The sequence below is a fragment of the Bifidobacterium adolescentis ATCC 15703 genome (assembly GCF_000010425.1).
GTDB classification, from domain to species: Bacteria; Actinomycetota; Actinomycetes; order Actinomycetales; family Bifidobacteriaceae; genus Bifidobacterium; species Bifidobacterium adolescentis.
The window spans coordinates 156,241-179,260 of the sequence record NC_008618.1 but is presented as its reverse complement, the minus strand read 5'-3'; the positions used below and the strand labels follow the sequence as shown (position 1 = coordinate 179,260).

At 61.2% G+C, this 23,020-nt stretch carries 21 protein-coding genes; 5 read left to right on the top strand and 16 right to left on the bottom strand.

The genetic code is table 11. From position 1 onward, the window contains the following. Nucleotides 1-180: 180 nt before the first annotated feature. The 3 genes from BAD_RS00680 (at nucleotide 181) to BAD_RS00670 (ending at nucleotide 4,389) form a co-directional block, all read left to right on the top strand. Nucleotides 181-2,415 (top strand): RNA degradosome polyphosphate kinase, encoded by a 2,235-nt coding sequence (locus BAD_RS00680; protein ID WP_011742670.1) that lies wholly within the window; start codon nucleotides 181-183, stop codon nucleotides 2,413-2,415. A 107-nt stretch (nucleotides 2,416-2,522) separates the two neighbouring features. Then, the gene (locus BAD_RS00675) at nucleotides 2,523-3,611 is read left to right on the top strand and encodes an NUDIX hydrolase (RefSeq protein WP_011742669.1); all 1,089 of its coding nucleotides are present in this window, start codon (nucleotides 2,523-2,525) and stop codon (nucleotides 3,609-3,611) included. A gap of 1 nt (nucleotide 3,612) precedes the next feature. After that, entirely contained in the window at nucleotides 3,613-4,389 is a 777-nt protein-coding gene (locus BAD_RS00670; protein WP_011742668.1) for a hypothetical protein, read from the top strand. A gap of 63 nt (nucleotides 4,390-4,452) precedes the next feature. Here BAD_RS00670 and BAD_RS08985 read toward each other — a convergent pair whose 3' ends face one another. After that, nucleotides 4,453-4,725, bottom strand: a complete 273-nt coding sequence (locus BAD_RS08985; protein ID WP_143245373.1) for a hypothetical protein — start codon at nucleotides 4,723-4,725, stop codon at nucleotides 4,453-4,455. 18 nt (nucleotides 4,726-4,743) lie between these two features. On the opposite strand from BAD_RS08985, the gene upp reads away from it, so the two are divergent. Continuing rightward, nucleotides 4,744-5,385 carry a uracil phosphoribosyltransferase gene (gene upp, locus BAD_RS00665; RefSeq protein ID WP_003807463.1) on the top strand — a complete coding sequence of 214 codons (642 nt, stop codon included), beginning with the start codon at nucleotides 4,744-4,746 and terminating at the stop codon, nucleotides 5,383-5,385. A 160-nt stretch (nucleotides 5,386-5,545) separates the two neighbouring features. Here upp and BAD_RS00660 read toward each other — a convergent pair whose 3' ends face one another. The 12 genes from BAD_RS00660 to BAD_RS00610 form a co-directional block, all read right to left on the bottom strand. Beyond that, a complete protein-coding gene (locus BAD_RS00660) occupies nucleotides 5,546-6,610 on the bottom strand; it encodes a glycerophosphodiester phosphodiesterase family protein (protein ID WP_407918980.1) in 1,065 nt (354 codons plus the stop codon). 509 nt (nucleotides 6,611-7,119) lie between these two features. Then, nucleotides 7,120-8,004: a class C sortase gene (locus BAD_RS00655; RefSeq protein ID WP_011742666.1), complete on the bottom strand. Its 885-nt coding sequence runs from the start codon at nucleotides 8,002-8,004 to the stop codon at nucleotides 7,120-7,122. Nucleotides 8,005-8,043: 39 nt separating this feature from the next. Continuing rightward, nucleotides 8,044-8,184, bottom strand: a complete 141-nt coding sequence (locus tag BAD_RS08755; RefSeq protein ID WP_167524178.1) for an LPXTG cell wall anchor domain-containing protein — start codon at nucleotides 8,182-8,184, stop codon at nucleotides 8,044-8,046. Further along, nucleotides 8,138-8,803, bottom strand: coding sequence for a hypothetical protein (locus BAD_RS00650; protein ID WP_041777210.1), 666 nt, complete (start codon nucleotides 8,801-8,803; stop codon nucleotides 8,138-8,140). The genes BAD_RS08755 and BAD_RS00650 overlap by 47 nt, the downstream gene beginning before the upstream one ends. 258 nt (nucleotides 8,804-9,061) lie before the next feature. After that, nucleotides 9,062-10,942 carry an ABC1 kinase family protein gene (locus tag BAD_RS00645; protein ID WP_041777209.1) on the bottom strand — a complete coding sequence of 627 codons (1,881 nt, stop codon included), beginning with the start codon at nucleotides 10,940-10,942 and terminating at the stop codon, nucleotides 9,062-9,064. A gap of 139 nt (nucleotides 10,943-11,081) precedes the next feature. After that, entirely contained in the window at nucleotides 11,082-11,321 is a 240-nt protein-coding gene (locus tag BAD_RS00640) for a phasin family protein (protein WP_041777208.1), read from the bottom strand. A 148-nt stretch (nucleotides 11,322-11,469) separates the two neighbouring features. Further along, the gene (locus BAD_RS00635) at nucleotides 11,470-12,228 is read right to left on the bottom strand and encodes a type 1 glutamine amidotransferase (RefSeq protein ID WP_011742662.1); all 759 of its coding nucleotides are present in this window, start codon (nucleotides 12,226-12,228) and stop codon (nucleotides 11,470-11,472) included. 65 nt (nucleotides 12,229-12,293) lie between these two features. Next, a complete protein-coding gene (locus BAD_RS00630) occupies nucleotides 12,294-13,877 on the bottom strand; it encodes a Mur ligase family protein (protein ID WP_011742661.1) in 1,584 nt (527 codons plus the stop codon). Nucleotide 13,878: 1 nt separating this feature from the next. Next, a complete protein-coding gene (dnaB, locus tag BAD_RS00625; protein ID WP_370866491.1) occupies nucleotides 13,879-15,258 on the bottom strand; it encodes a replicative DNA helicase in 1,380 nt (459 codons plus the stop codon). A gap of 463 nt (nucleotides 15,259-15,721) precedes the next feature. Continuing rightward, nucleotides 15,722-17,548 carry a nucleotidyltransferase domain-containing protein gene (locus BAD_RS00620; RefSeq protein ID WP_011742659.1) on the bottom strand — a complete coding sequence of 609 codons (1,827 nt, stop codon included), beginning with the start codon at nucleotides 17,546-17,548 and terminating at the stop codon, nucleotides 15,722-15,724. 156 nt (nucleotides 17,549-17,704) lie between these two features. After that, nucleotides 17,705-18,043: a P-II family nitrogen regulator gene (locus BAD_RS00615; protein WP_003807443.1), complete on the bottom strand. Its 339-nt coding sequence runs from the start codon at nucleotides 18,041-18,043 to the stop codon at nucleotides 17,705-17,707. Nucleotide 18,044: 1 nt separating this feature from the next. Then, a complete protein-coding gene (locus BAD_RS00610; protein WP_011742658.1) occupies nucleotides 18,045-19,340 on the bottom strand; it encodes an ammonium transporter in 1,296 nt (431 codons plus the stop codon). 414 nt (nucleotides 19,341-19,754) lie between these two features. Here BAD_RS00610 and BAD_RS00605 point away from each other — a divergent pair, with 414 nt between their 5' ends. Beyond that, complete coding sequence (locus BAD_RS00605) at nucleotides 19,755-20,945, top strand: cation:proton antiporter (protein WP_011742657.1); 1,191 nt, start codon at nucleotides 19,755-19,757, stop codon at nucleotides 20,943-20,945. An 86-nt stretch (nucleotides 20,946-21,031) separates the two neighbouring features. Here the strand turns inward: BAD_RS00605 and ftsY are convergent, their stop codons facing one another. The 3 genes from ftsY to BAD_RS00595 all read right to left on the bottom strand — a co-directional run bounded on the left by ftsY (nucleotide 21,032) and on the right by BAD_RS00595 (nucleotide 22,903). Further along, nucleotides 21,032-22,294: a signal recognition particle-docking protein FtsY gene (ftsY, locus tag BAD_RS00600; RefSeq protein ID WP_011742656.1), complete on the bottom strand. Its 1,263-nt coding sequence runs from the start codon at nucleotides 22,292-22,294 to the stop codon at nucleotides 21,032-21,034. Nucleotides 22,295-22,439: 145 nt separating this feature from the next. After that, entirely contained in the window at nucleotides 22,440-22,613 is a 174-nt protein-coding gene (locus BAD_RS08980; RefSeq protein WP_003824971.1) for a hypothetical protein, read from the bottom strand. Further along, nucleotides 22,610-22,903, bottom strand: a complete 294-nt coding sequence (locus BAD_RS00595; protein ID WP_003833742.1) for a DUF2089 family protein — start codon at nucleotides 22,901-22,903, stop codon at nucleotides 22,610-22,612. Before BAD_RS00595 ends, BAD_RS08980 begins: the two co-directional genes overlap by 4 nt. Nucleotides 22,904-23,020 lie beyond the last annotated feature (117 nt).

Below are 23,020 nucleotides of genomic sequence, written 5' to 3'. Positions count from 1 at the left end.
GCAAAAATGCTCCATGCTGTGCGAATCGCAACGCTTGCTTGTTCATTCACGTTCATTTGCCCCGAAAAAACGGCGTGTCGGAAGCATATTTCACCAACTCGGCGAACGAATGTTAACTCCTGCTTAATTTTCCTGAGTTTTGCAAGACATTCCAAGCACTTGAGGATAAAGTAGATAACTATGGCACAGATTTTTGACGCACCCTCAAAGGCGATCCTGCGCAGCCAGATAGCTGAGCATATCGCTGAGACCGATAAGAACGATAAGCGCGAGCTTCAGGCAGGCGAGGAACCGCTGCCGAATGACCGTTTCTTCGACCGTGAGCTGAGCTGGTTGAAGTTCAACAAGCGCGTCCTCGAGCTTGCACAGGATGAGGACCTGCCGGTCATCGAACGCGCGAGCTTCGCCGCGATCTTCGCGAACAACCTCGACGAGTTCTTCATGGTCCGCGTGGCCGGCCTGAAGCGCCGCATCGACACCGGCATCGCCGTGACGGCCGCTTCCGGACTGAGCCCGAGGCAGCAGCTGCGCGCCATCAGCGAGCAGGCCCACCGCCTGCAGGACGAGCACGCGCACTACATCATCGACCACATCCTCCCCGACCTGGCGAAGGAACAGATCGTGCTGCTGAGCTGGGACAAGCTCACCGCGGCCGAGCAGGAGCGCCTGTCGCGCTACTACCGCCAGCAGGTGTTCCCGGTTCTGACTCCGCTTGCCGTGGATCCGGCCCACCCGTTCCCGTACATTTCCGGCGGTTCCCTCAACCTCGCCGTGCTGGTGGAGAATCCGGCATCCGGCAAGTCGCACTTCGCCCGCGTGAAGGTTCCTGACAACCTGAACCGTCTCGTGCCGGTCGACGACCTGACCGAAGACGAGAACACCAACGTGCGCTATGGCTTCATCACCATGGAGAACCTGATCATCGCCCACCTGGAATCCCTGTTCCCGGGCATGATCATCAAGGAGGCACGCTCCTTCCGCGTCACCCGTAACGAGGACATCGACGTGGAAGAGGATGACGCCGAGAACCTGCTCAACGCCATGGAGAAGGAGCTGCTGCGCCGTCGTTTCGGACCGCCGATCCGTTTGGAGATCTCCGACGAGACCAGCCCGTTCCTGTCCCAGCTGCTCGCCGACCAGCTGCGCGTGAGCGCCGACGAGGTCTACCGCCTGCCGGCGCCGCTTGACGCGACCGTGCTGTTCGAGCTCGGCGGCATCGACCGTCCGGATCTCAAGTACCGTCCGTTCATTCCGACCACCAATCGTCAGATCGCCGAAGTCGAATCGTCCCGTGCGCAGGACATTTTCGCCGCCATCCGCGAGCGCGACATCCTGCTGCACCACCCGTACGATTCCTTCTCGACGTCCGTGCAGGCGTTCCTGGCGCAGGCCGCGGCCGATCCGAAGGTGCTGGCCATCAAGCAGACGCTGTACCGTACGTCCAGCAATTCGCCGATCATCGACGCGCTGATCGACGCCGCGCATGCCGGCAAGCAGGTGCTGGCGCTGGTCGAGATCAAGGCGCGTTTCGACGAGGACGCCAACATCGCGTGGGCCCGCAAGCTGGAACGCGCGGGCGTGCACGTGGTGTACGGCATCGTCGGCCTGAAGACCCACTGCAAGCTGAGCCTTGTGGTGCGTCAGGAAGCCGACGGCCTGCGTCGTTACTGCCACGTGGGCACCGGTAATTACAATCCGAAGACCGCACGTATCTACACCGACCTGGGCCTGCTGACCTGCGATCCGGTGGTCGGCCAGGATATGACCCGCCTGTTCAACCAGCTGTCCGGCTACGCGCCGAAGTCGAGCTTCCACCGTCTGCTGGTGGCGCCGCGCACCGTGCGTTCCGGCTTGATTCAGCGCATCCGCCGCGAGGAGGACGCCGCACGCGCCGGCAAGGAAGCGTGGATCAAGATCAAGGTCAACTCCATCGTTGACGAAAAGACCATCGACGCGCTGTACCGTGCAAGCCAGGCCGGCGTGAAGATCGACATCGTCGAACGTGGCATCTGCGCGCTCAAGCCGGGCGTTCCGGGACTTTCCGAGAACATCCGCGTGCGTTCGATCCTCGGCCGTTTCCTTGAGCACAGCCGTATTTACGCGTTCGCCAACTCCGATGGCCCGCAGATCGGCGAAGGCCCTGCGGCCGGTCCGGAAGTGTGGATTGGTTCCGCCGATCTGATGCACCGCAACCTCGACCGTCGAGTCGAAGCGCTGGTCCGCATCGTGGCTCCGGAGCAGATCGACGAGCTCATCAAGTACGTCGATCTGCAGATGGCCGATTCCACCGCGTCTTGGCATATGCAGGCCGATGGCACCTATGTGCGCCATTGCAAGGATGAGGAAGGTCGACCGCTGGTCGACAGCCAGGAATACCTCATCAAGAAACACACGCGTCGACCGGTAAGGCACTGATCGATCGAGGCGAATGGCCGGTTCCGCACCTTGCGGGCCCGGCCATTTTCTGTATGTTCGGACGTCACGCGCCGCCGCCAGCCCGGCCCAGCCTAGAATAGGACAATATGAGCGAAAAGATGAGACGCATCGTGGAAGCCGCCGGCGGCATCGTATGGCGATGGAAGGCGGGCAGCGATATCGCGAACGATCCTGCGATCGCCAGTAGCAAATCCGCGCAGGAACAGCTCGACAGCATTGAAGTATGTATCGTGCACCGTCCGAAGTATGACGATTGGAGCTGGCCGAAAGGCAAACTCGAGCAGAACGAGACGCATCGGCATGCGGCGGTGCGTGAAATCGGCGAAGAGACGGGGTCGCCGGTCAAACTCGGACCGTATCTGTGCGAAGTCGAATACCCGTTGTCCGAAGAGGGCAAGAAGACCCGGCATTCGCACGATTGCACGGCCGACACCAAGCACACGTTGTATTGGATGGCGCAGCCGATTTCCGCCGACGACGCCGAACATCTGCTGGACGCGTTCGGCCCGGTGCACCGCGCGGACGTGGGCGAAATCAACGATATCGTCTGGGTTTCCGTACGTGAGGCGCGCAAAATACTGTCCCATTCGACCGATAAGGACACGTTGGCAGTGTTCGTGGACCGCGTGCAGGAGGGTGCCGCGACCGCGCAGAATCTGCTGATCGTACGCCATGCGAAGGCTGAATCGCGCAAGTCGTGGAAGGGCACCGACGCGAACCGTCCAATCACGCCGAAAGGCGCGGCGATGGCGTTTGCCCTCAACCGCGAGCTCGCCTGTTTCAACCCGACGCGACTGGCCACCTCGCCGTGGCTGCGCTGCCAGGAGACGTTGCAGGTGCTGAGCTGGCAGACCGAACGGCCGATGGAACACATCAACACGTTGACGGAGGACGCGTTCGCCGAGCATCCGGCGGTCTCATGGCTGGCGTTCCGCGAGCAGATCACGCAGACGCTCAACAGCCGCGAAACCACGGCCATCTGCATGCACCGGCCGGTCATCGGCGGCATGTACGACCATTTGCGCGGCCTGTGTGCGCGTAAGCAGCTTGCCAAGCAGCTCATCGCAAAATCGCCATACATGCCTACCGGCACCGCCATGTCGCTGTTCATCATCGACACACCGCAAGGCCCCAGCATCATCGACATTCAGAAGGTCTCCCCCATTGTCTACTAACATGCACTACGGTTCCGGTTCAGTCGTTCCCAGCCGTTCCGCCGGTTTCACGAACACCGGTTCGCCGCGTCCGGCACGCCCCGGCCAGCTCGACCAGATGATGGCCGACAATATCGCCGGCGACGCCGATCCGGCGGAAATCAACGAAATGTGCCATGCGTCGGCCGCGGCGCTGCTTGACCGCGTGCACCACACGCAGGACGCCGAACTGGTGGAACGCGTGCTGACGCTGGTGGACCGCGAAGGCGTGGACGTGATCGCCGAACTGTGGAGCCATGCCGACCCCGACTCGCTGCCGGGCATTCTGTGGCGACTGTATCTGCTGCGTACGTGGATGCGGAAGAACCGCGAATCGATCGCGCGACTGTGGCGCGTCGGCGAGCCCGTCGCCACCACCGCTTCCGCGATTGCCGGCGTGGACCAAGCACCGACGGAAAACGACATCGCACGTACCGCCGATTCGATTTTGGCCGGCGCGTTTACAGGCGATTTCGCCGTGGCACTTGAGCGGGCCGCCGCCTTCACCGACGTGGTTGCGTTGGGATTGCGTATCGAAGCGCGCAAACTGGCTTCGCTGAGCGGTTCCAGCGAGGCTGGATCATCTGATGTTTCCGACGGTTCCGCTACGTCTGCTGCGGCCGGCAGCCGCCCGTCGGCCGTTGAGAAGCGGGCGCGCGCGAAGGCTGCGAAACTGATGCACACAGCCGGCAACCTGTTCGCCACGGCCAAGGATTTCCGCCACGGGGCGAATCTGTGGCGGCGCGGACGATTGGAATAGGCCGTTCCACTGTCGTTTTCCACTACTGCTTTCCACCGCCGCTTTCCGTAATTTTCCCCCGTTTCATACCCCACGCGACACGGCGCTGCGAAGCGTCGAGCGCGACTGTACAATAGGAATTCGCGCCGGGCCATGCATAGCCCCGGGCTCCATTTTTTGCCGCTGCGAGCGGCCTTTGCGCCGACAGGCGCTTTCGTGGTTCGGCGCTTTTCTCCTCTTTTGATGTTTTCCTGATTTTTCTCTGGCTTTCTTGCGATTTTCGATTGCCATCCGATCGGCGCTCATCTGGGTTTCATTTGACCGACCTACCGGCGCGTTGCCGAACAGCCGATACATGGACTACGCTTAGAAACCATGGATATTCATGTTTTGAACCACCCGCTGGTGGACCACAAGCTCACCGTTCTTCGCGACAAGAACACTCCGTCCTCCACGTTCCGCGAGCTCGTTTCCGAACTCGTGATGCTCGAGGCCTACGAAGCCACCCGCGACATCGAAGTCGTGGACAAGCCCATCGAAACCCCGGTGGCTCCGATGATCGGCAAGCACATCGCCGCCCCGGCTCCGATTATCGTGCCGGTGCTGCGCGCAGGTCTGGGCATGCTCGACGGCATGACCAAGATGATTCCGTCCGCTGAAGTCGGTTTCCTCGGCATGAAGCGCGACGAGGAGAACCCGACCCAGCAGATCACGTACGCGAACCGTCTGCCGGAGGATCTCACCGGCCGTCAGTGCTTCCTGATCGACCCGATGCTCGCCACCGGCGGCACGCTCGTTGCGGCCACCCACTATCTGGCCGAGCGCGGTGCGAAGGACATCACCGCAGTGTGCATTCTGGGCGCTCCGGAAGGTCTGAAGTTCGTTGAGGAAAACCTCGACCCGTCCATCAAGTTCAAGCTGGTGCTGTGCGCCGTCGATGAGAAGCTCAACGACAAGTGCTACATCGTGCCGGGCTTGGGTGACGCCGGCGACCGTCTGTACGGCGTGATCGACTGAGCTGCCAATCGGAATAAATCAATCGAATAAAAATTCGGCCTGCTACCGCACCAATCATGCGATGGCAGGCCGAAACCATATAAAACCGGCTGTCGCCTGTCGATCATAGTCCGTCGACTAGCGCCCGGCTGCTGTCGCTCGCCGGGCAACTATCAGTCGGCTACTGTTCGTCGGGCACGAACGCTTCGAAGATGTGGCGGTCGAACTGGTCGCAGCACTGCGCGTATTCGTCGCGGCTGCGCACGGTCCACGACACCGGCACCGCACCCATGAATCGGGCCAGCTTCACCTGCGGGCTGTTGCCGCCCTTCCAATCGTAGGCGACGAAATCAGGACGGGAAATCCAGTCGGACAACAGCGCGCCGGCCGCGTATTCCTTGCCGAGCGCCACCGGATCGGTGGGCTTGTCCTCGCCGTACGGCCACCAAGACAGCTGGCCGCGGCACACTTCCGGACGGTTTTCCTTGTACCAGTTCACGGCGGCCGGGTTGAACGATTCGATTACGTACTTGCCGGAGTATGCCTGCAGCAACGCGTCGCCCTTCTCCATAAGCTCCACGTCGCGCGGATCCCACTTGGAGTTGTCATCGAACTTATATTCCACAATCAGCGGCACACGACCAGCCACCACTTTGAGCACGTCGGCGAATAGCGGCACATGCTGATAGTAGCCTTCCGGCGCGTTGTCCGGCGTGGTGACCAGCGGCGGTTCCTCCAATGCCAACGGCAGCGGCGCGGCCTTGCATGCGCCCGGAGCGTCGGTCGGGAACAGCGGAATACGAGTCAGCTCGTCATACGTGAGATCGGCGATACGGCGCGGATCTCCGGCAACACGCATCAGGTCGCCGTCATGCACCACCACGACCTCGCCATCGCGCGTCATCTGCAGGTCCAGTTCGATACCGTACCCGGCTTCACAGGCGGCTGCGAACGCGGCAAGCGAGTTTTCAGGGGCAATCACGCCGGGTGTATCAGGGCTGCCGTACCCGGCTTTCATGGCCATGCGGCGGGCGAGCGCCACGTATTCGCCGCTTTCGTTGGCGTATTGCGCGGTCAGGCCGGAACCGGCGTCATGCAGACCGCGGTGCGCGTACCACACATCCGGAACGGCCGGCACATAGTTGCGCCGCTTGTCGGAGAAGGAACGCGGGGCGATCGCCCACACCGCGGCTCCCGCCGCCACCGCACCACCGAGCAGCGCTTTCTTGAGAAACGACTTTGACATGGGCATCCTCCCTTGCGATTGACCCTGCTCACCGCATTTGCGCGCGCAATGAGCCACTTGTTACGAGCGTAGCCCAGTTTGCCGGTTTTCGCTCACGATTTCACCGATTATTCAGTTTCGTCGTTGCATATGGCGATTCCCACGCTCTAACGGCACCCACGTCGGCCTCGAAAGGCTTTCGCGGGACAAAATATGGAAGGGCGATTGCCGAGTCGGTGGTGGGGCCTGGCAGGTTGCGCCCTGTTGCTCACGACTTGCGATTTAGGCCGGTTTGGCACAGTCGTGAGCGAAAGAGGGTGCGGCAAAGCATGGTAGGGGGTATAAATCGCCTGTTTTTCCGTCTTTTTTGACGCACATCCCGCCAAAGATACGCAAAATCGTAAGTCGTGAGCAAAAGGGGGTATCGCCGATCGTTTCCCTTTCGCATTTTGTTACCAGGAACGGACTTTCGCGGGACAAAATACGGAAGGGCGATTACCGAGCCGGTAAGACTGGCTAATCGCCTTTTATTAGCGGACTGAGACGGTGAGGCTATGCGGCCAATCGGCGGCGTGATGCGAGGTGCGGGCCGCTGCGTTGCGGCGGAGCACGGCGATGCCGGCAAGCGCGATGGCGAGCGTGCCGTAGGTTGCGACGAAACCGTAGACGGTGAATGACGAGACCGCGGAATCCGCAGCCTCGTGTTTGGCTTGCGCCGCGTTGTATGGCACGCGATGGCCGCGCACCAGCAGCCGTTGCGTGTTCACGCCGTACGGCGTGCAGGTGACGAGCGTGACGAGGTTCTTGCCGGGCTGGACGCTGAGTTCCTTCGTTTGGTCGGGTTTGACCACGCTGATTCGATCGACCTCGTAGGCGAGCGTGCGGTTGAGCACGGTGATGTAGAAGTGGTCGCCTTTCCTCACCTTGTCAAGGTCGGTGAACAGGCGTGAGGTCGGCAGGCCGCGGTGTGCGGAGAGCACGGCGTGCGTGTTTTTGCCGCCGACGGGCAGGGCGGAGCCACGTAGATGGCCGACGCCTTTCTGCAGCGATTCCGGTGTGGTGTAGTGGCAGATCGGCAAGGTGGATTTGAGTCGGGGGATGTTGATGTATGCCATCACGCCGTTGGGGTCCTCGTTGAGGAAGCTGGCGTATTCGGCGTCCTCTTCGGGCGTGGTGACGGCGAACGCGTCGGGAACGCCTTTGCCGGGCACAGTGGCGTTGTACGCGTCGATCCGTTTGAATTCTGCGTAGTCCTCGCCGGACGGATTGACCTGCACACGTTGTGTGTAGCCGGATACGAGCATGTCGTAGCGGCGTTCGTTCCACCAGTTGCCGACAAGCGGATAGAACAGCAGAAGGGCCCCCGTTATGAAGATCGCGATGATGGCGATGCTTTGCACCGTCTTGCGATTCATACCGTGGACCCTTCCTTGCGATTCTCCGTTATCAGCCGTTTACTTGGCGGACTGGCGCTTGCTACGGGCGTACAGCCACACCGCTCCGGCCATCAGCGCGATGCCGAGCACGGCGAACAGCACCGTGCCAACGCTACCGGTGGTCGGCAGGGCGGAGGTGCGGGTGTCCTGGATGGTCACGTCGTATTGCCAATCCTTGGTCTCGTTCACGGTTTTGGACTGGCAGCTGGTCGTTGCTGGTGGCGGACGTCTTCATGGGGGCCACGTTCTGTTTCGGGCCGACCACCAGCGCCATGGCGTCCTTGCCCTGCCTGCCGCGGTGGTACAGGCCCCAATCGTATTTCGATTCAGGCACGGTGTTGACCACCTGGTACAGCGAGCTCGCCTGGTTGGAGTTCAGTTCGGCGTACTGGTCGTTGCCGTTCGACGTGGCCGGCTTGCCGAATTGGCTGCCTTCGGCCGCGGCCACTTTCTCGCCGGTGCGCATGTGCAGGGAGTCATTGTCTCCGTTGCCGTTTTTGAAGACACTGCCGATTTCGATGTTGCCTGAAGTCGTGGTGGATTTCCAATACGGAACATCGCTGGTTTCACGGTACTGGTACGCGTCCGGCTGTTCGAAACTGCCGTTCTGCAGGCTGTTTTCGGCGGAGACGGTGGCAACGTCGGAAGCGGCGGAAACCTCCGTCCCTTCGGCGGAATCCACTCCGACAAGGGGAATAAGGGGGATACCAAATCCAAGAATCAGGGCACAGGTGATCACGAGCGCGAGCACGCTTCGCTGGGATTTCCCGGCCTGCATGTCCTCTCCTCCATGGGAACCGGGTGGTGATGTCATCGTCGACATTGAGCATTATGCCACCAAAACAGTACCCCGTCAATGGGTCCATATTAGGGGGAGTGAAATCATTGACAACCTGTCTGATTATTCAGCAAAAAGCCGTGTCCTATCGAATAATCCGGGAACGCAAATGCAATCGCAAACGCAGATATGAACGCAATCACCAACACGAATGCGAGCGCGCCGCAACACAAGCCACCCGCAACGCAAGACGCCCGGCTACCGCTTCTTCGAATCGCGTCCCTTGAAGTAGATGTCGAACACAATCCAGACGGACAGGATGAACGCGATCACATAGCCGAGGAAACCGACAATCGGAATGCCGAAAATCACCGGCTTGATGCCCGCGTAATACACAATCGACGAGCCGATGAACAGGCCGACCACGATAAGCGCCATCGTAAGCCTGTTCACCATGTTGGCGAGCAGGTGGATCGGCTCCTGCGAACCGACCATCTCCATATTGACGCGCAGCTGGCCGCGCGTGAGCATGCGGGACGCCACTTTCAGCTCGTTGGCGGCGGCAAGCAGACTGTGCAGCGCCTGATGGCTTTCGAGAGCCAGCGATTTCGTCTCGTCCTTGGCGAAATCCTTCTTCGACGTGCTCGACGCGATGTGGTCGGAGATGATCTGGATCATGTTCACGTCGGGAATGAATTCGTCAAGCAATCCCTCCAACGTGACCAGCGCGCGGCCGACCGTGGTGACGGTGCTCGGCACTTCGATGCCGTGGCGTTGCGCCATCTGCGTCAGGGCCGTCAGCATGGCGGCGATGTCCAGTTCGGCCAGGTCCACTGTGCCGAATTCCTTGACGATCACGTCCAGATCGGCCAGCAATGCCGGATAATCCTCCGGATCGGCCTCAGCTCCGGCGAAACGCAGCAGACCGTCGGCAAGCTTGGGGGAATCCTGCTCGGCCACGGCGAAGATCATGTCCTTCAGCACGGAACGGGTTTTGGCGTTGAGCCGGCCAGTCATGCCCAGGTCGAGCAGCACGATCTGCCCACCGCGCACCATGATGTTGCCGGGGTGCGGGTCCGCGTGGAAGAAGCCTTCGTCGAGTACCTGCGTGGCGTAGTTGTCCACGAGTTTGGTGCCGATTTCCTTCAGGTCGTAGCCGGCTGCAAGCAGCTCGTCCGGATGGGAGACGGAGATGCCTTCCACGTAGTCCATGACCACCACGTGTTCGGTGCATAGTTCCGGGTACGGCTTCGGGCAGTCCATGTATTTGTAGCGTTCGCAGAATCGTTTGAATTCCGCCAGATTGCGCGTTTCGATGAGGAAGTCGGTTTCCGATTCGAAGGTGTCCCACAGTTCCTCGACCACGCCGGACAGGTCCACCACCTGCGCGCTGCGCATGGTTTTGGTGGCGATTCCCGCGATGGTGCGCATGATGGACACGTCCTGCGCCATGGTTTCGCGCACGCCCGGACGTTGCACTTTGATGGCCACGTCCTCGCCGGTGAGCAGTTTCGCACGATGCACCTGCGCAAGGCTGGCCGAGCCGAGCGGGGTGGGGTCGATATGGTCGAAGATCTCGTCCACGGGCCGGCCGTATTCGTCCTCAAGCACCTGCAGCACCGTGCTGTATGGCATGGGGTCGGCGCCGGCGCGCAGTTTGGACAGTTCGTCGCAGAACGATTGCGGCAGGATTTCGGAGCGCATGGACAGGATCTGTCCGACCTTGACGAACGTGGGGCCGAGCGCTTCGAGCATGAGACGCATTTTGACGGGCGTGAGTCCGTGAACCACGTCGAATTTGTTGGCGATCTGCGCGATTTGCGCAAGACGCCGGAGTTTGCCGCGGCGGGTCAGATGGTAGCGCGCGGAGAACGTGTCTTTGCGCGCTCCGAAGATGCCGATGGTTTCGGACGATTGCGCGTTGGCACCGGCCGCTTTGCCGGTATCGTCCGTTTCGCCGGCATCGTCCGCGGATTCGTGGGCAAGCTCATCCGTCAGTCCGTTTGCTTGGGAGGCGGCGTCCGGCGAAGGGTCGGCCGTGGGGTCGATGACCGCGTTGACCCTGTCGGACAGCGTGACGGGCTCCACGCTTTCGGGGCGTGCCGCGTCCGGCTTGTCGGATGGGTGTTTCAAAGACATGTCACTGCTCGCAAACAGTTGGGAAATCGGCTGGAAAGCCCGCGATGCCAGACGAACGTTTCGCCGGCGTCGCGCGGGCATAGCAAATCGCCGTCCGGGCGCTCACATGCGCGGCAGACGGCGATACGAAAGACTGGAGCTACTCGGCCTTGTCTTCGGTTTCGGCCGGGGCTGCATCCTTGGCCTCAGGGGCTTCCTTAGCCTCTTCGACCTTGTGCTTGAGTTCGGCGTTGAGGACCTTGCCCTGCTCGACGGTCAGCTCGCCCTTCTTGACGAGATCGTCAACGATTTCCTGGCTCTTCTCAACAGTGGTCGCCAAGGCACCGACGCCGGCGAGAAAGACCTTGCGCAGGCCGTCACCAAAATTAAAATCAGCCATGATGTCCTCCTTTAGGTGATGGTGGTACCACTCTATCGCATTTTCTTCACATCTGCGCCGAGCGAAACCGGTCAATCGCATAAAAAGTGGCGGATATCCGGCGTTCAGCGCAGGCGGTGCGATTGCCGGCGAACCGGCATGGCAGCCGTCAGCGCGGACGGGACATGGCCACGCGACGAGCACGGTCGGCGATTTCGTCGATGCGATGCAGGGCGGCCCGTTGCGCGTCCGTCTGTCCGGCGGCGGCCGGATCGAACGTGCCGTAACGGCGTTCGACGGCGGTGCGGATCAGGAAATCGGCGATCGCGGGATTCTTCGGCAGCAGCGAGCCGTGCATGTACGTGCCGATCACGTTGTGGACGCGCGCGCCTTCCGTATGGTCCTCGCCGTTGTTGCCGGTGCCGTCCTGTTCGACGGTGCCGAGCGGCTGCACGCCGTCACGCAGGAACGTCTGTCCGGAATGGTTTTCGTAGCCGATGATCTTGCCGAAATCGGCGGAGGTTTCCGTAAGATTGCCGATCATGCGTGTTTCCTGGCCGACCGTGTACGCGCCGATCACGCCGATGCCGTCGAGTCGGGAGCCGTCGACCGTTTCGAAATACTCGCCGAACAGCTGGTACAGGCCGCAGATCATCAGCATCGGCACGCCGTCCGCCGCGAGCGAACGCAGCAGGTCGGCGCGTTGGAAGAAGTCGTCGATGATCTTCTTCTGGCCGGTGTCCTGGCCGCCGCCACCCAGAATCATGTCCACGTGCTCGGGCCAGTCGCAGCCCTGGTTGTAGGCGTGTACGCGCGGCTCGTAGCCGTACAGCGCGAGCCGGCGCTGGATGGTGAGCACGTTGCCGGAATCGCCGTAGATGTTCATATCCTTCGGATACAGCGACACGATGTCGATGACCTGGCTCATATCGTCTCCTCGTCTTCCTTCCGCTGTTTTGCTTTGCGATTGCGCGGTTTCGTTTCGCGCGGCGCTCACTTGCCCACGCCGGCGTCGGCCACGTCGGCGATTTTGGCGAGCGCGGCACGCGTTTTCAGCATGGCCGTGTACGTGCAGTAGATGTGTTTGGGGGTGCCAGAATTCGCGTTCACGAAGTTCACGACCGATTCCTCCAGGTCGGTGCTGACCGATTCGACCGGCACCTGATCGTATTCGAGGCGCAGGGCCATGTCCCACGCGCGTACGCCGGACACGGCTTTGACGCCGGTGCCGCGCAGCGAGGTGAAGTCCACGTCCCACAGCCAGCTCATGTCGCGGCCGTCGGCGTATTCGTCGTTGATGCAGATCATGGTGTCGCAGCCTTCGGGCTTGAACGAGGCCAGCGACAGGCGGAAGCCCATGGGGTTTTTGACGAGCAGCAGTTCCACGGGGGTGTCGTTCACGGTGATGACCTCGCCTCGGCCGAATGCCGGTGTGACCTCGCCGGCGGTGTCGATCATGGCCTGCGTGGTGGCGTGCGCGAAGGCGATCATACGGGGTGAGACGCCTGCCGCGCGCAGAATCTCGTCCGCAGCGGCCTGGTCGATGGCGTCATGCGAGCCGTTGCCGTCCGTTTCGGTACCGGCATCGGGACCGTCCGCGTCGACACTGTCGGCGAGCGCGTCTTCGAACGGCAGGAACATCGCCTGCGCGTCCGCTGCGACGGCGCGCACCACGGCGAGCGCGGCGGCCGCGTTGTACAGGTTGTATACGCCTTCCAGTTTCACGGCCGTCTCATACGTTTCGCCGTCGATCGCGAAGGTGGCGCGGTGGTCGCCCACGGCGCGCAACGTCACGTCGGCGGGCAGCGCGTCGGGACCGTCCTGCGGTTGCGATGTGGCCGGCGCGGCAGCCGCAACGGCATCGGCAGTATCGCCGGCATTGCCCGAATCGCCAATATTTCCGCCATGTTCCGCACTGTCGTGCGCTTCCGCGTCAACAGTGGTGCTCATGTCGTCATCCGACGGGAAGAAGCCGCGCAACGATTCGTCAAGGCCGAAGTAGCGTACTTCCACGCCGTCTTCCGTATGCGCCACGTCAGCAAGACGGGCGATGCGCGGGTCCTCACGGTTGAGCACGACGGTACCGGTGGTGGCTTCCGCAGCTTTGGACAGCAGTCGCGCGGTGTTGTCGATCTCGCCGAAACGGTCAAGCTGGTCGCGCATCACGTTGAGCAGCAGGCAGTAGTCGGGCGGCACCTGCTTGACGAAATGCACGGCGTACGCCTCGTCGAGTTCCAGCACCGCGATGTCGGCGTCGAGTTTGCCGGAAAGCGAGACTTCCGCAAGCAGCGACGAAACCACGCCACGGGTGAAGTTCGAGCCGGTCGGGTTGGTGAACACCTTCAATCCGAGCGATTGCAGCATGCTGGCCACCATGCGTGTGGTGGTGGTTTTGCCGTTCGTGCCGGAGACGAGCACCACGCCGAGCGGCAGTTGCGCCAATGTGCGCGACAGGAATTGCGGGTCGATGCGTTCCACGATTTTGCCGGGGAACGCGCTGCCACCGCCGTGCGCCAAACGGGAGGCCGCGCGCACGGCCTTGCCGATCAACGGGGTCGCGAAGGAATTCCAAGCCATATCACACCGCCTCCTGCTGGGACTGGTAATCCTGGGGCATGTCCTTGAACTTCGAATACGCGCCAAGGAACGCAAGATTGAACGTGTCGGTCGGACCGTTACGATGCTTCGCCATGATGATGTCGGCCTCGCCCGGGCGGTCCTCCTTGTCGTAGGCGTCCGGACGGTGCACGAGGAACACCACGTCGGCGTCCTGTTCGATAGAGCCGGATTCACGCAGGTCGGACAGCTGCGGCTTCTTGTCCTGACGCATTTCGGGGCCACGGTTCAGCTGGCTCAGTGCCACCACCGGCACTTCCAGCTCCTTGGCGAGCAGCTTCAGCGCACGGGAGAAGTCGGACACTTCCTGCTGGCGGCTTTCCACGGCCTTGCCGGAGGTCATGAGCTGCAGGTAGTCGATGACGACGAGTTTCAAATCGTTCGTCTGCTTCAGTCGGCGGCATTTCGCGCGGATTTCCATCAGGCTCATGTTCGGGCTGTCGTCGATGAACAGGGGCGCGTTCTGCAGCTTGCCCTGCAACTCGTTCAGGATGGCCCAACGTTCCGGCGTGATGTCGTCCGCGCGGCGCATGGCGGCGAGCGGAATGTTGGATTCAGCGGAGATGATACGTTGCGCCAACTCGTTTTTGCTCATTTCCAAGCTGAAGATGATGGTCGTCAATCCGTGATGCAGTGCCGCGGAACGGGCGAAGTCCACACCGAGTGTGGACTTGCCCATGGCCGGTCGGCCTGCCACGACGATCATCTGGCCGGGCTGCAGGCCCTGCGTCACGTCGTCGATGTCGCGGAAGCCCGTCGGCACGCCTCGGGACACTTCGCCGCTTTGCAGACGGTCGAGCTGGTCAAGCGTATCGGCGATGACGGTACCGATCGGCGCGTAGTCCTGCCGCACTTTGCCGGTGGACATCTCATATACTTCGGCCTGCGCCAGGTTGACGACGTCTTCGGCCTGCGAGCCTTCTGCGGTGTAGCCGAGCTGTGCGATTTTGGTGCCGGCCGCGATCACATTACGCAGGATGGCGCGCTGATGCACGATGTCGGCGTAATACGTGGCGTTTGCGGCGGTCGGAACCGATGCGACCAGGCTGTGCAGATAGTCGGAGCCACCCACTTTTTCCAGATTGCCTTCGGCGAGCAGCTCGTTGGCCACCAGCACGGCGTCGACCGGCTGGGAGGCCGAGAACAGTTTGATGACCGCTTCGTACACGGTTTGGTTGCGTGGCTGGTAGAAGTCGGACACGTCAATCATCTGCGATACTTCGCCGATGGCGTCCTTGCTCATCAGCATGCCGCCCAACACCGCCATTTCGGCGGCGTCGTCATGCGGCGGCACGCGGTCGAACAGGGCGTCGCGCACGGCTTGGCCGGATCGGCCGTTCATGCCGTTCGCACCGTTTCCAGCGTTCGAAAATCCGCGGTTCTGCGCCGAACCGTTGTTCCAAGAGTCGTTCTCCGCCATGTCCCTCCAACCGCAGCAGTCAATCGAATGTGTTCAATACCGAGGAAAACCATAATACGTGCGTGCCGTCACGACCGGTGTTGCATTGAGATTATGGATGAATCTCCGCATCCACCGAACGACACGCGCGAATGGCTTTGGTGTGGATAAGAAAGTCGAAAAAAGCCGAGTTATCCACATATTGGGGATAACCATGTGGAAAACGTTTCGACTTATCCACAGAGTGGGGATAACTGAGTGGACAACTTGGGGACATCCTAAAGCATGTACCCCGATTCCCTTATTTCGATTTGCCGAAGTGAACGGAAGGTGATATGCACCCCGCTTTTCCGTAAACGACGAGAAATACGGGGGCATATCGGCTTGGCGCATGCGAGAAACCCGCTCACATGTGGTATCGGGTGGCGTTGTACATGGTGCGCACCAACGTTTCACGCCATTTGCTCCACCCGTACTGTTTGGAGATGGTCTCGCCGGACGTGGCCCCCAACGAGGAGCCGTCGGCGCGGGTCAGGTCGAACAGCATGTCGAGCAGCACGGGATTATGGTCGAGCCGGCCGGCCAGATCATCGCCGACGTTGGGATCATTGGGATTGCGGCCTGTGGCGAACTCCGACAATGTCAGATGCTCGCGTACCAGCAGCGTGACCCAGCGGACGATGTCGCGGTCGAATCCCATGCGTTCCACGACCACGGTCGCATGCCGAGCGCCTTCCGCCGCATGGTTGGCCACCCCCGGTCGTTTGCCGATGTCATGCAGGATGCCGGCGAGCAGCAGCGCCTCGTAATGCCGGTCGTCGTACCGCCCACCGCTGGGTGTTTCACGGCCGAGCCGCGTGACGACCTCCACCATGTGCCGGTCGATCGTATAGCGGTGCGCGGCGGACGCGCTTGGCCGGTTGCGCACGCCCAACCATTCGGGGATGAGCTTGCCGGGCACGTCGATGAAATCGATGTCTTCCCACACGTTGAGCAGCGCGGGGCCGGAAGCCAGCAATCGTATGAACAGTTCACGCGATTCGTCCGTCCAGTTCCGGTCGCCGATAGGGCACTTTTTGAGATTCCGCAACGTTCCCGGGGCGATCGGCAGGCCGAATTCCGCGGCCGCGACGGCCACGCGCAGCACGAGGTTCGGGTCGGCGGCCGGTTCCGCGCCCGGAGCGAGCACTATTTCCTCTTCATGCTTGGCCACGCCGGGGGCAATCACATCGAAGGTCGGTGCCTGACGTTTGCCGCCACCGCGCGGCTGGAACACTTGGAAGAAGGCGAATCGCGGCTTGTCGTGCGTCAGCGAATGCTCGGCGCGCGACGCGGTGGAATCAAGGGAGAACGCGATCTGCCGGCCGACGCGTGCCAGCAACGTTTGCAGATCGTCGATCGACTTCGCCTCACGTTCGCCATCGGGCAGCGTCGGATCGGCCAGACCGAGCATCGCCGCGACTTTGGCTTGGTAGGGCGATAGCAGCATGTTCGTATCTTTGCCGGCGACCAGATGGATGCAGTCGCGCACGTCCAGCAACCGTTCGACGGCGTCGTCATACGTGCCGTGCGGACGGTCGGCAAGCCAGGATGCGGCGAGCGCGGACACCAATACGGAGTCGCGCAGGCCACCACGTGCCTCCTTGATGTCCGGCTGGTTGATGTAGGCCATGCGGCCGAATTCGTCGAGGCGCGATTTGGCGGAGCCGAGCAGTTCCGGCAGACGTTTGCGCGCGGCCTTGCGCCATCGTTCCAATATGGATACGGCTGTGCTTTCGATAAGTCCAGTGTCCCCCGCGATCGGCACCACGTCCAACCATCCCATAGCTGCGGGCAGGTCGCGGTCGGTGACGGCCTCGCATTGCGCGACGGTACGTACCGACTGGTCGAGGTCGAGGCCGGAATCCCAAATCGGATACCACAGTTTGTTGGCGAGCTCGTTGAGCTGCTGGTCGGTCAGCGCGTGCGGCTCGTAGATGACCGCCAGATCAAGGTCGGAGCTGGGGCCCACCTGTCCACGTGCCAGCGAACCGACCGCGCCGAGACCGATGCCGGTTGCCGGAACATCGAAGGAAACCGCCTCGCAGGCTTCGTTCCACAACTGTGTGAGATTGCCCATGGCCAATTCCGTGCGGGCTTTGCGTTTCGCCGCGCCATTGCGGTAGACGCCGTCGGCGTCGGGCTGGCTCATGGCCATGAACCGTTGTTTGAAACCATCGACTGCTGAAGTCATAACGCACGTTCCTTATGAAACCTATGACGACTTATGACAATCCCCGCACGGCGCGAGGCACGTACGGGGATGTGTCGTAATTGATAACCCGAACTTCAAGCCCGGGGGTCTTTATTTCATCTTGTCCGAATCGGCCCGATCACAAGGCCGGACGGATCAGATGGCGGCGGAACCGGTTTCGCCGGTGCGCACGCGGGTCACCGAGTCAAGCGGAGCCACCCAGACCTTACCGTCGCCGATGGTGCCGGAGCCGGCGGACTTGACGATCACGCCAACCAGGGTTTCGGCATCGGCGTCGTCGGACAGCACCTCGATGCGGATCTTCGGAATGAGATCCACGGTGTATTCAGCGCCACGGTAGACCTCGGTGTGGCCGCGCTGACGGCCATAACCGTTTGCCTCGGACACGGTCAGGCCGTGCACGCCCGCGGCTGCGAGGGCTTCCTTGACATCGTCGAGTTTATGGGGCTGGATGATAGCGGTAATGAGCTTCATCTCACTTCACCTCCTTGAGGACGGAGCTGGCGGTACCAGCAAAATCGTAAGCACGTTCGCCCTGGTCGGCAAGATCGATGCCGCCGACTTCCTGGGCTTCGGTGACGCGCCAGCCGATCGTCTTCTCCAGAGCGAAGGCGATGATGCCGGTGATGACGGCGGACCAGACGATGGCCACGAGAGCGACGATGATCTGGACGACCAGCTGCCTCCAGTCGCCGCCTGCGAACAGGCCGGTGCCTTCGCCGAAGAAGCCGATGAGCACGGTGCCGGTGAAGCCGCCAACGCCGTGGACGCCGACGACGTCGAGGGAATCGTCATAGCCGAGCTTGAACTTCAGACCGCAGGCCAGGCAGGTGAGCACACCGGCGATGGCGCCGAGGACGATGGCCCACAGCGGGGAGACCACATCGGCGGCCGGGGTGATGGCGACGAGGCCCGCGACGATGCCGGAAGCGGCACCCATTGCGGTGTAGTGGCCGGTGCGGATCTTCTCAGTGAAGCCCCAGGAGAGCATTGCCGCAGCGGTTGCAGCGGACGTGGAAACCCACGCGTAGCCGGCGGTGCCGTTGGCTGCGAAGGCGGAACCGGCGTTGAAGCCAAACCAGCCGAACCACAGCAGGAAGGCGCCGAGCATGACGAACGGAACATTGTGCGGGCGGAACGGCTGCGTGCCGAAGCCCTTACGCTTGCCGATGATCAGCACGATGACCAGAGCGGCGACTGCGGCATTGATGTGGACGACCGTACCACCTGCGAAATCGTGGGCGGCTGCGCCGATCGCCTGGGAAATGGCGCCGTCAGCGGACAGCAGGCCGCCGTTCCACACCATGTGAGCGAGCGGAGCGTAATCGAACGTGATCCACAGCGCCACGAAAATCATCCACGTGGAGTACTTCACACGTTCGGCGATGGCGCCGCAGATCAACGCGACGGTGATCATGGCGAACGCGGACTGGAAGGCCACGTCGACGCTGACCGGGTAGTTGTTGCCGTTCAGTGCGGCCGATGTGAAGACGCCCTTATCGGAAACCATGGTGTCCTTCAGCAGGAAGCCGGTTGCCGGGTCGCCGAAGATGCCGCCGACCGAGGTGCCGGCGTAGGCGATCGACCAACCCCACAGCACCCACATGATCATCGTGACGGACAGTGCGGCCGCCTCCATGATCATCATATTCAGCACGGCCTTGGCGCGGACCATGCCACCATAGAAGAACGCCACACCAGGCGTCATGAGGAACACAAGGGACGCGGAAGTCAATATCCACGCGGCATTTCCAGAATCAAGCTGGCCCATGTCACCCTCCTCTTTCTTTCTCTATATTTGGTTCAACATTTCCGTCCCCATCGTGTGGGGCTGACAGAACGATATGGAACGCCGGCCGCGTTTTGAAAACGTTACGACGTGTTACGCCAACGTAACGCCATCCGCACGGAACGTCAACCTACGCCGAAAAATGGCGGAATTCCAACGAAACTGGCGGTACGGAAATACGGAAGGCATAATCGCCCGGCAATCGCAATATGAAATTGCGACGGTGGACGGAAGCGGCGGGCAACGCTGCGGACGGAGTAAGTTAGGTAGCTGAAACTTACGGAACACGCGTGGCACGCGACGGGAGAACGCCGCGTACGGCGAGCGCGTGGCATGTACACCGAACGCGCGGTGCGGCGAACGTATGGCGCGCGTAACGAGAGAGCGGCGAGGACCATGGCAACGTTCATCATTTCACTGTGCGCCATTTTGATGCTGACCACGGTTTCCGGGCTGATCTGCCGCAAAGCGCAGCTGCCGGAAGTGATCGGGCAGATCCTCGTCGGCATTCTCGTGGGCCCTTCGCTGCTGGGCGTGATGCACATGAGCGATTCGCTGTCATTGTTCAGCGACCTCGGCATCATCATCCTCATGTTTTTGGGCGGTGTCGGCTGCGACCTGCAGTTGCTGAAGAAATATTCGAAGGCGGCGGTCATCATCGCGTGCATGGGCGTGGTGTTCCCCGTGGCGGTGATGGGTGGAGTGAGCCTGCTGTTTGGCTTCAAGCCGATTCCGGCTGCGTTCATCGGCGTGGTGTTCTCCGCCACGTCCGTGTCGATTTCCGTGGCGGTGCTGAAGGAAGCCGGACTGCTTGATTCGAAGGAAGGCGTGTCGATTCTCGGCGCGGCCGTGGCTGACGATGTGATCGGCGTGATCCTGCTGTCCGTGATGTGCACGCTCGTCAACACCGGCAGCGTGGACGTGGCAGGGCTGGGTTTGATTCTGCTCAAGCAGGTGCTGTTCTTTGTGGCGGCCGCCGTGGTGGTGGTTTGGGTGGCGCCGGCGCTGATGACGCTGGCTGGCGTGCTGAAGGCGCCGTCCGGCATCGCGGTGATGGCCGTGATCATCTGCCTGGCGATGGCGTGGGCGTCGAATCTGGCCGGGTTGAGCTACGCGGTGGGCGCGTTTTTCGCCGGCATCGCGGTAAGCAACAGCGATTACGCGGAGGACGCGGACCGGTATATCGAGCCGGTTGGAGACACGTTGTTCGTGCCGGTGTTCTTCGTGGGCATCGGCCTGCAGACCACAGGCGTGGATGATACGAAGATGATTGTGTTCATTGCGATCATGACGGTTCTCGGCGTGATCACGAAGGTCGTCGGCTGCGGTTTGGGTGGCCGCATGGCCGGTTTTGGCGGCGCTTCGGCGCTGATGATCGGCGCGGGCATGGTACCGCGTGGCGAGATGGCGTTGATTACCGCGCAAATCGGCTTCAACGAGCATGTGCTCGGCAGCGAATACTATTCGACGATCATCTTCATCATTTCGCTGGTGACGCTGGTCGCGCCGCTGCTGCTGAAGCTGACGATCCGGAAGGTGCCGGGAGTGGGGGCTGCGGCTGCCGGTACGGCTGGCGCTGAGCAGTAATCGCAATACGAAAACCTCCCGCCACGTACGGAACGTGACGGGAGGTTTTCGCTACGGAAATCGCAAATCCGGAAAATATGGGAACGTCAGGCGAGGATGCCGTCGACGAAGCCTTCCGGATCGAACGGGGCAAGATCGTCCGGGCCTTCGCCGAGGCCGACGAGCTTGACGGGCACGCCAAGCTCCTTCTGCACGGAAATCACGATGCCGCCCTTTGCGGAACCGTCAAGCTTGGAGAGCACCACACCGGTAATGCCGATGGCTTCGGCGAACACCTTGGCCTGCGTCATGCCATTCTGGCCGGTGGTGGCGTCGAGCACGAGCAGCACCTCGTCGACCGGAAGATTCTTTTCGGTAACGCGGCGGATCTTGCCGAGCTCGTCCATGAGGTTCGCCTTGTTCTGCAGGCGGCCGGCGGTGTCGATGATGAGCACGTCGGCGTTCTCTTCCTTGGCCTTGGCACTGGCCTCGAATGCGACGGACGCAGGATCGGCGCCGTCCTTGTCGGAACGCACGACCGGAACGCCCACCTTCGCACCCCAAGTCTCCAACTGGTCGGCGGCCGCAGCGCGGAAGGTATCGGCAGCTCCCAACATGACCTGCTTGCCTTCGGAAACAAGCAGGCGGGAAAGCTTGCCCGCAGTGGTGGTCTTGCCCGTGCCGTTCACGCCGACCATGATGATGACGCTCGGTTTGTTCGCGCCTTCCTTATTGGCATTGAGGCGGCGATCCGTGTCAGTGCCTACGAGCTTCAGCAGCTTGTCTTTCAGCGCGGCACGCACTTCGGCCGGGTCGGACTGGCCTGCGATTCGGGCGTCGTTGCGTAGTTCCTCGACGAGCTGTTCGCTGGCTTCCGCGCCCACGTCGGCAAGCAGAAGGGTGTCTTCGACGTCCTCCCAGTCAGCTTCGGAGAGCTGATCCTTGGCGAGGATGTTGAACAGGGCCTTGCCGAACGGATTGCCGGATTTCGACAGGCGCGCCTTAAGACGCTGCATGCGCGTGCCGGCGGATTCGGGGGTTTCATGAACCGGTTCGGGCTTGGCTTCGGTGGCTGGTGCAGGAGCCGCCGTTTCGGAAGAGGAAGCTTGAGCTGAGGACTTCTGCTGACTTTCAGCCGGAGCTTTTTCAGCTGCATCAACATTGGAATCGACGGACGGCTTCACCGTGGAAGGATCAGCCGCAGCCGACTTTGCTTCCGCAGCAAGACGGGCATCAGCAGCCGCTTTCGCATCCTCAGTGGACTTGTTGACGGCGTTCTTGCGGGTCTTACCGAGACACCATCCGCCGATCACCAGAATTGCCGCAATAACGACAACAGCGACAATCGCAATAATCACATTCGTATCCATGGCTCCAGCCTAAAAAGCGCAACGGACACTCCGGCTCCGCCCTGCGGACGCACCACGAATGTCCGATCCGCCAGGGGAATAAGGTGCTCTGCCATGCAGGGCATCGATAATGCGATTTTTGACTTCGATATATCTGGTAACGTTTTTATAAATCATGAAGAGTGATTTTTTTGTCTTCCGCTGCCTGCTTTGAAGGACTGCCTCCTTTCTTTAGGGAATTTGCGTAGCGAATCAGGCTCCTCGCGATGAGGAAGACCAGAACGAATACGGCGATTACGCCTAGGATCTCAATCAACAATGCGATCCATGTCCAGCTCATGATTCATCCCTTCTCTTTCTGTACTCGTCTATGAGTATTCGAGCCGTGTCGACGTCGTATCTATCGTCGATGGCGAGACTCTTCACCAAGAGGATGAATGGATCCTCCGTCTCGTTGTCGTTCAACCGTATTTTTTCGATAAGCCTGTCAAGCCGGAGCCTCATGGTCGGGTAGGAGACTTGATACAGCTGGGACATTTGCTTCAGAGATCCTGACGATAGCACGAAGTTCTTGATGAAGGCCAAATCCTCCTCCGCAAGGTTGGCCAACCATTCTGGTAGACGGTCCACATCACCCCCTTTAATAAAATTTATTATTTATTAAATATATTAAAGCTGCAATGAAGCATTGTCAATATGACACACGTGTCCGATTCACCAGAATCGGACGATACGTGGGGGTCGGAC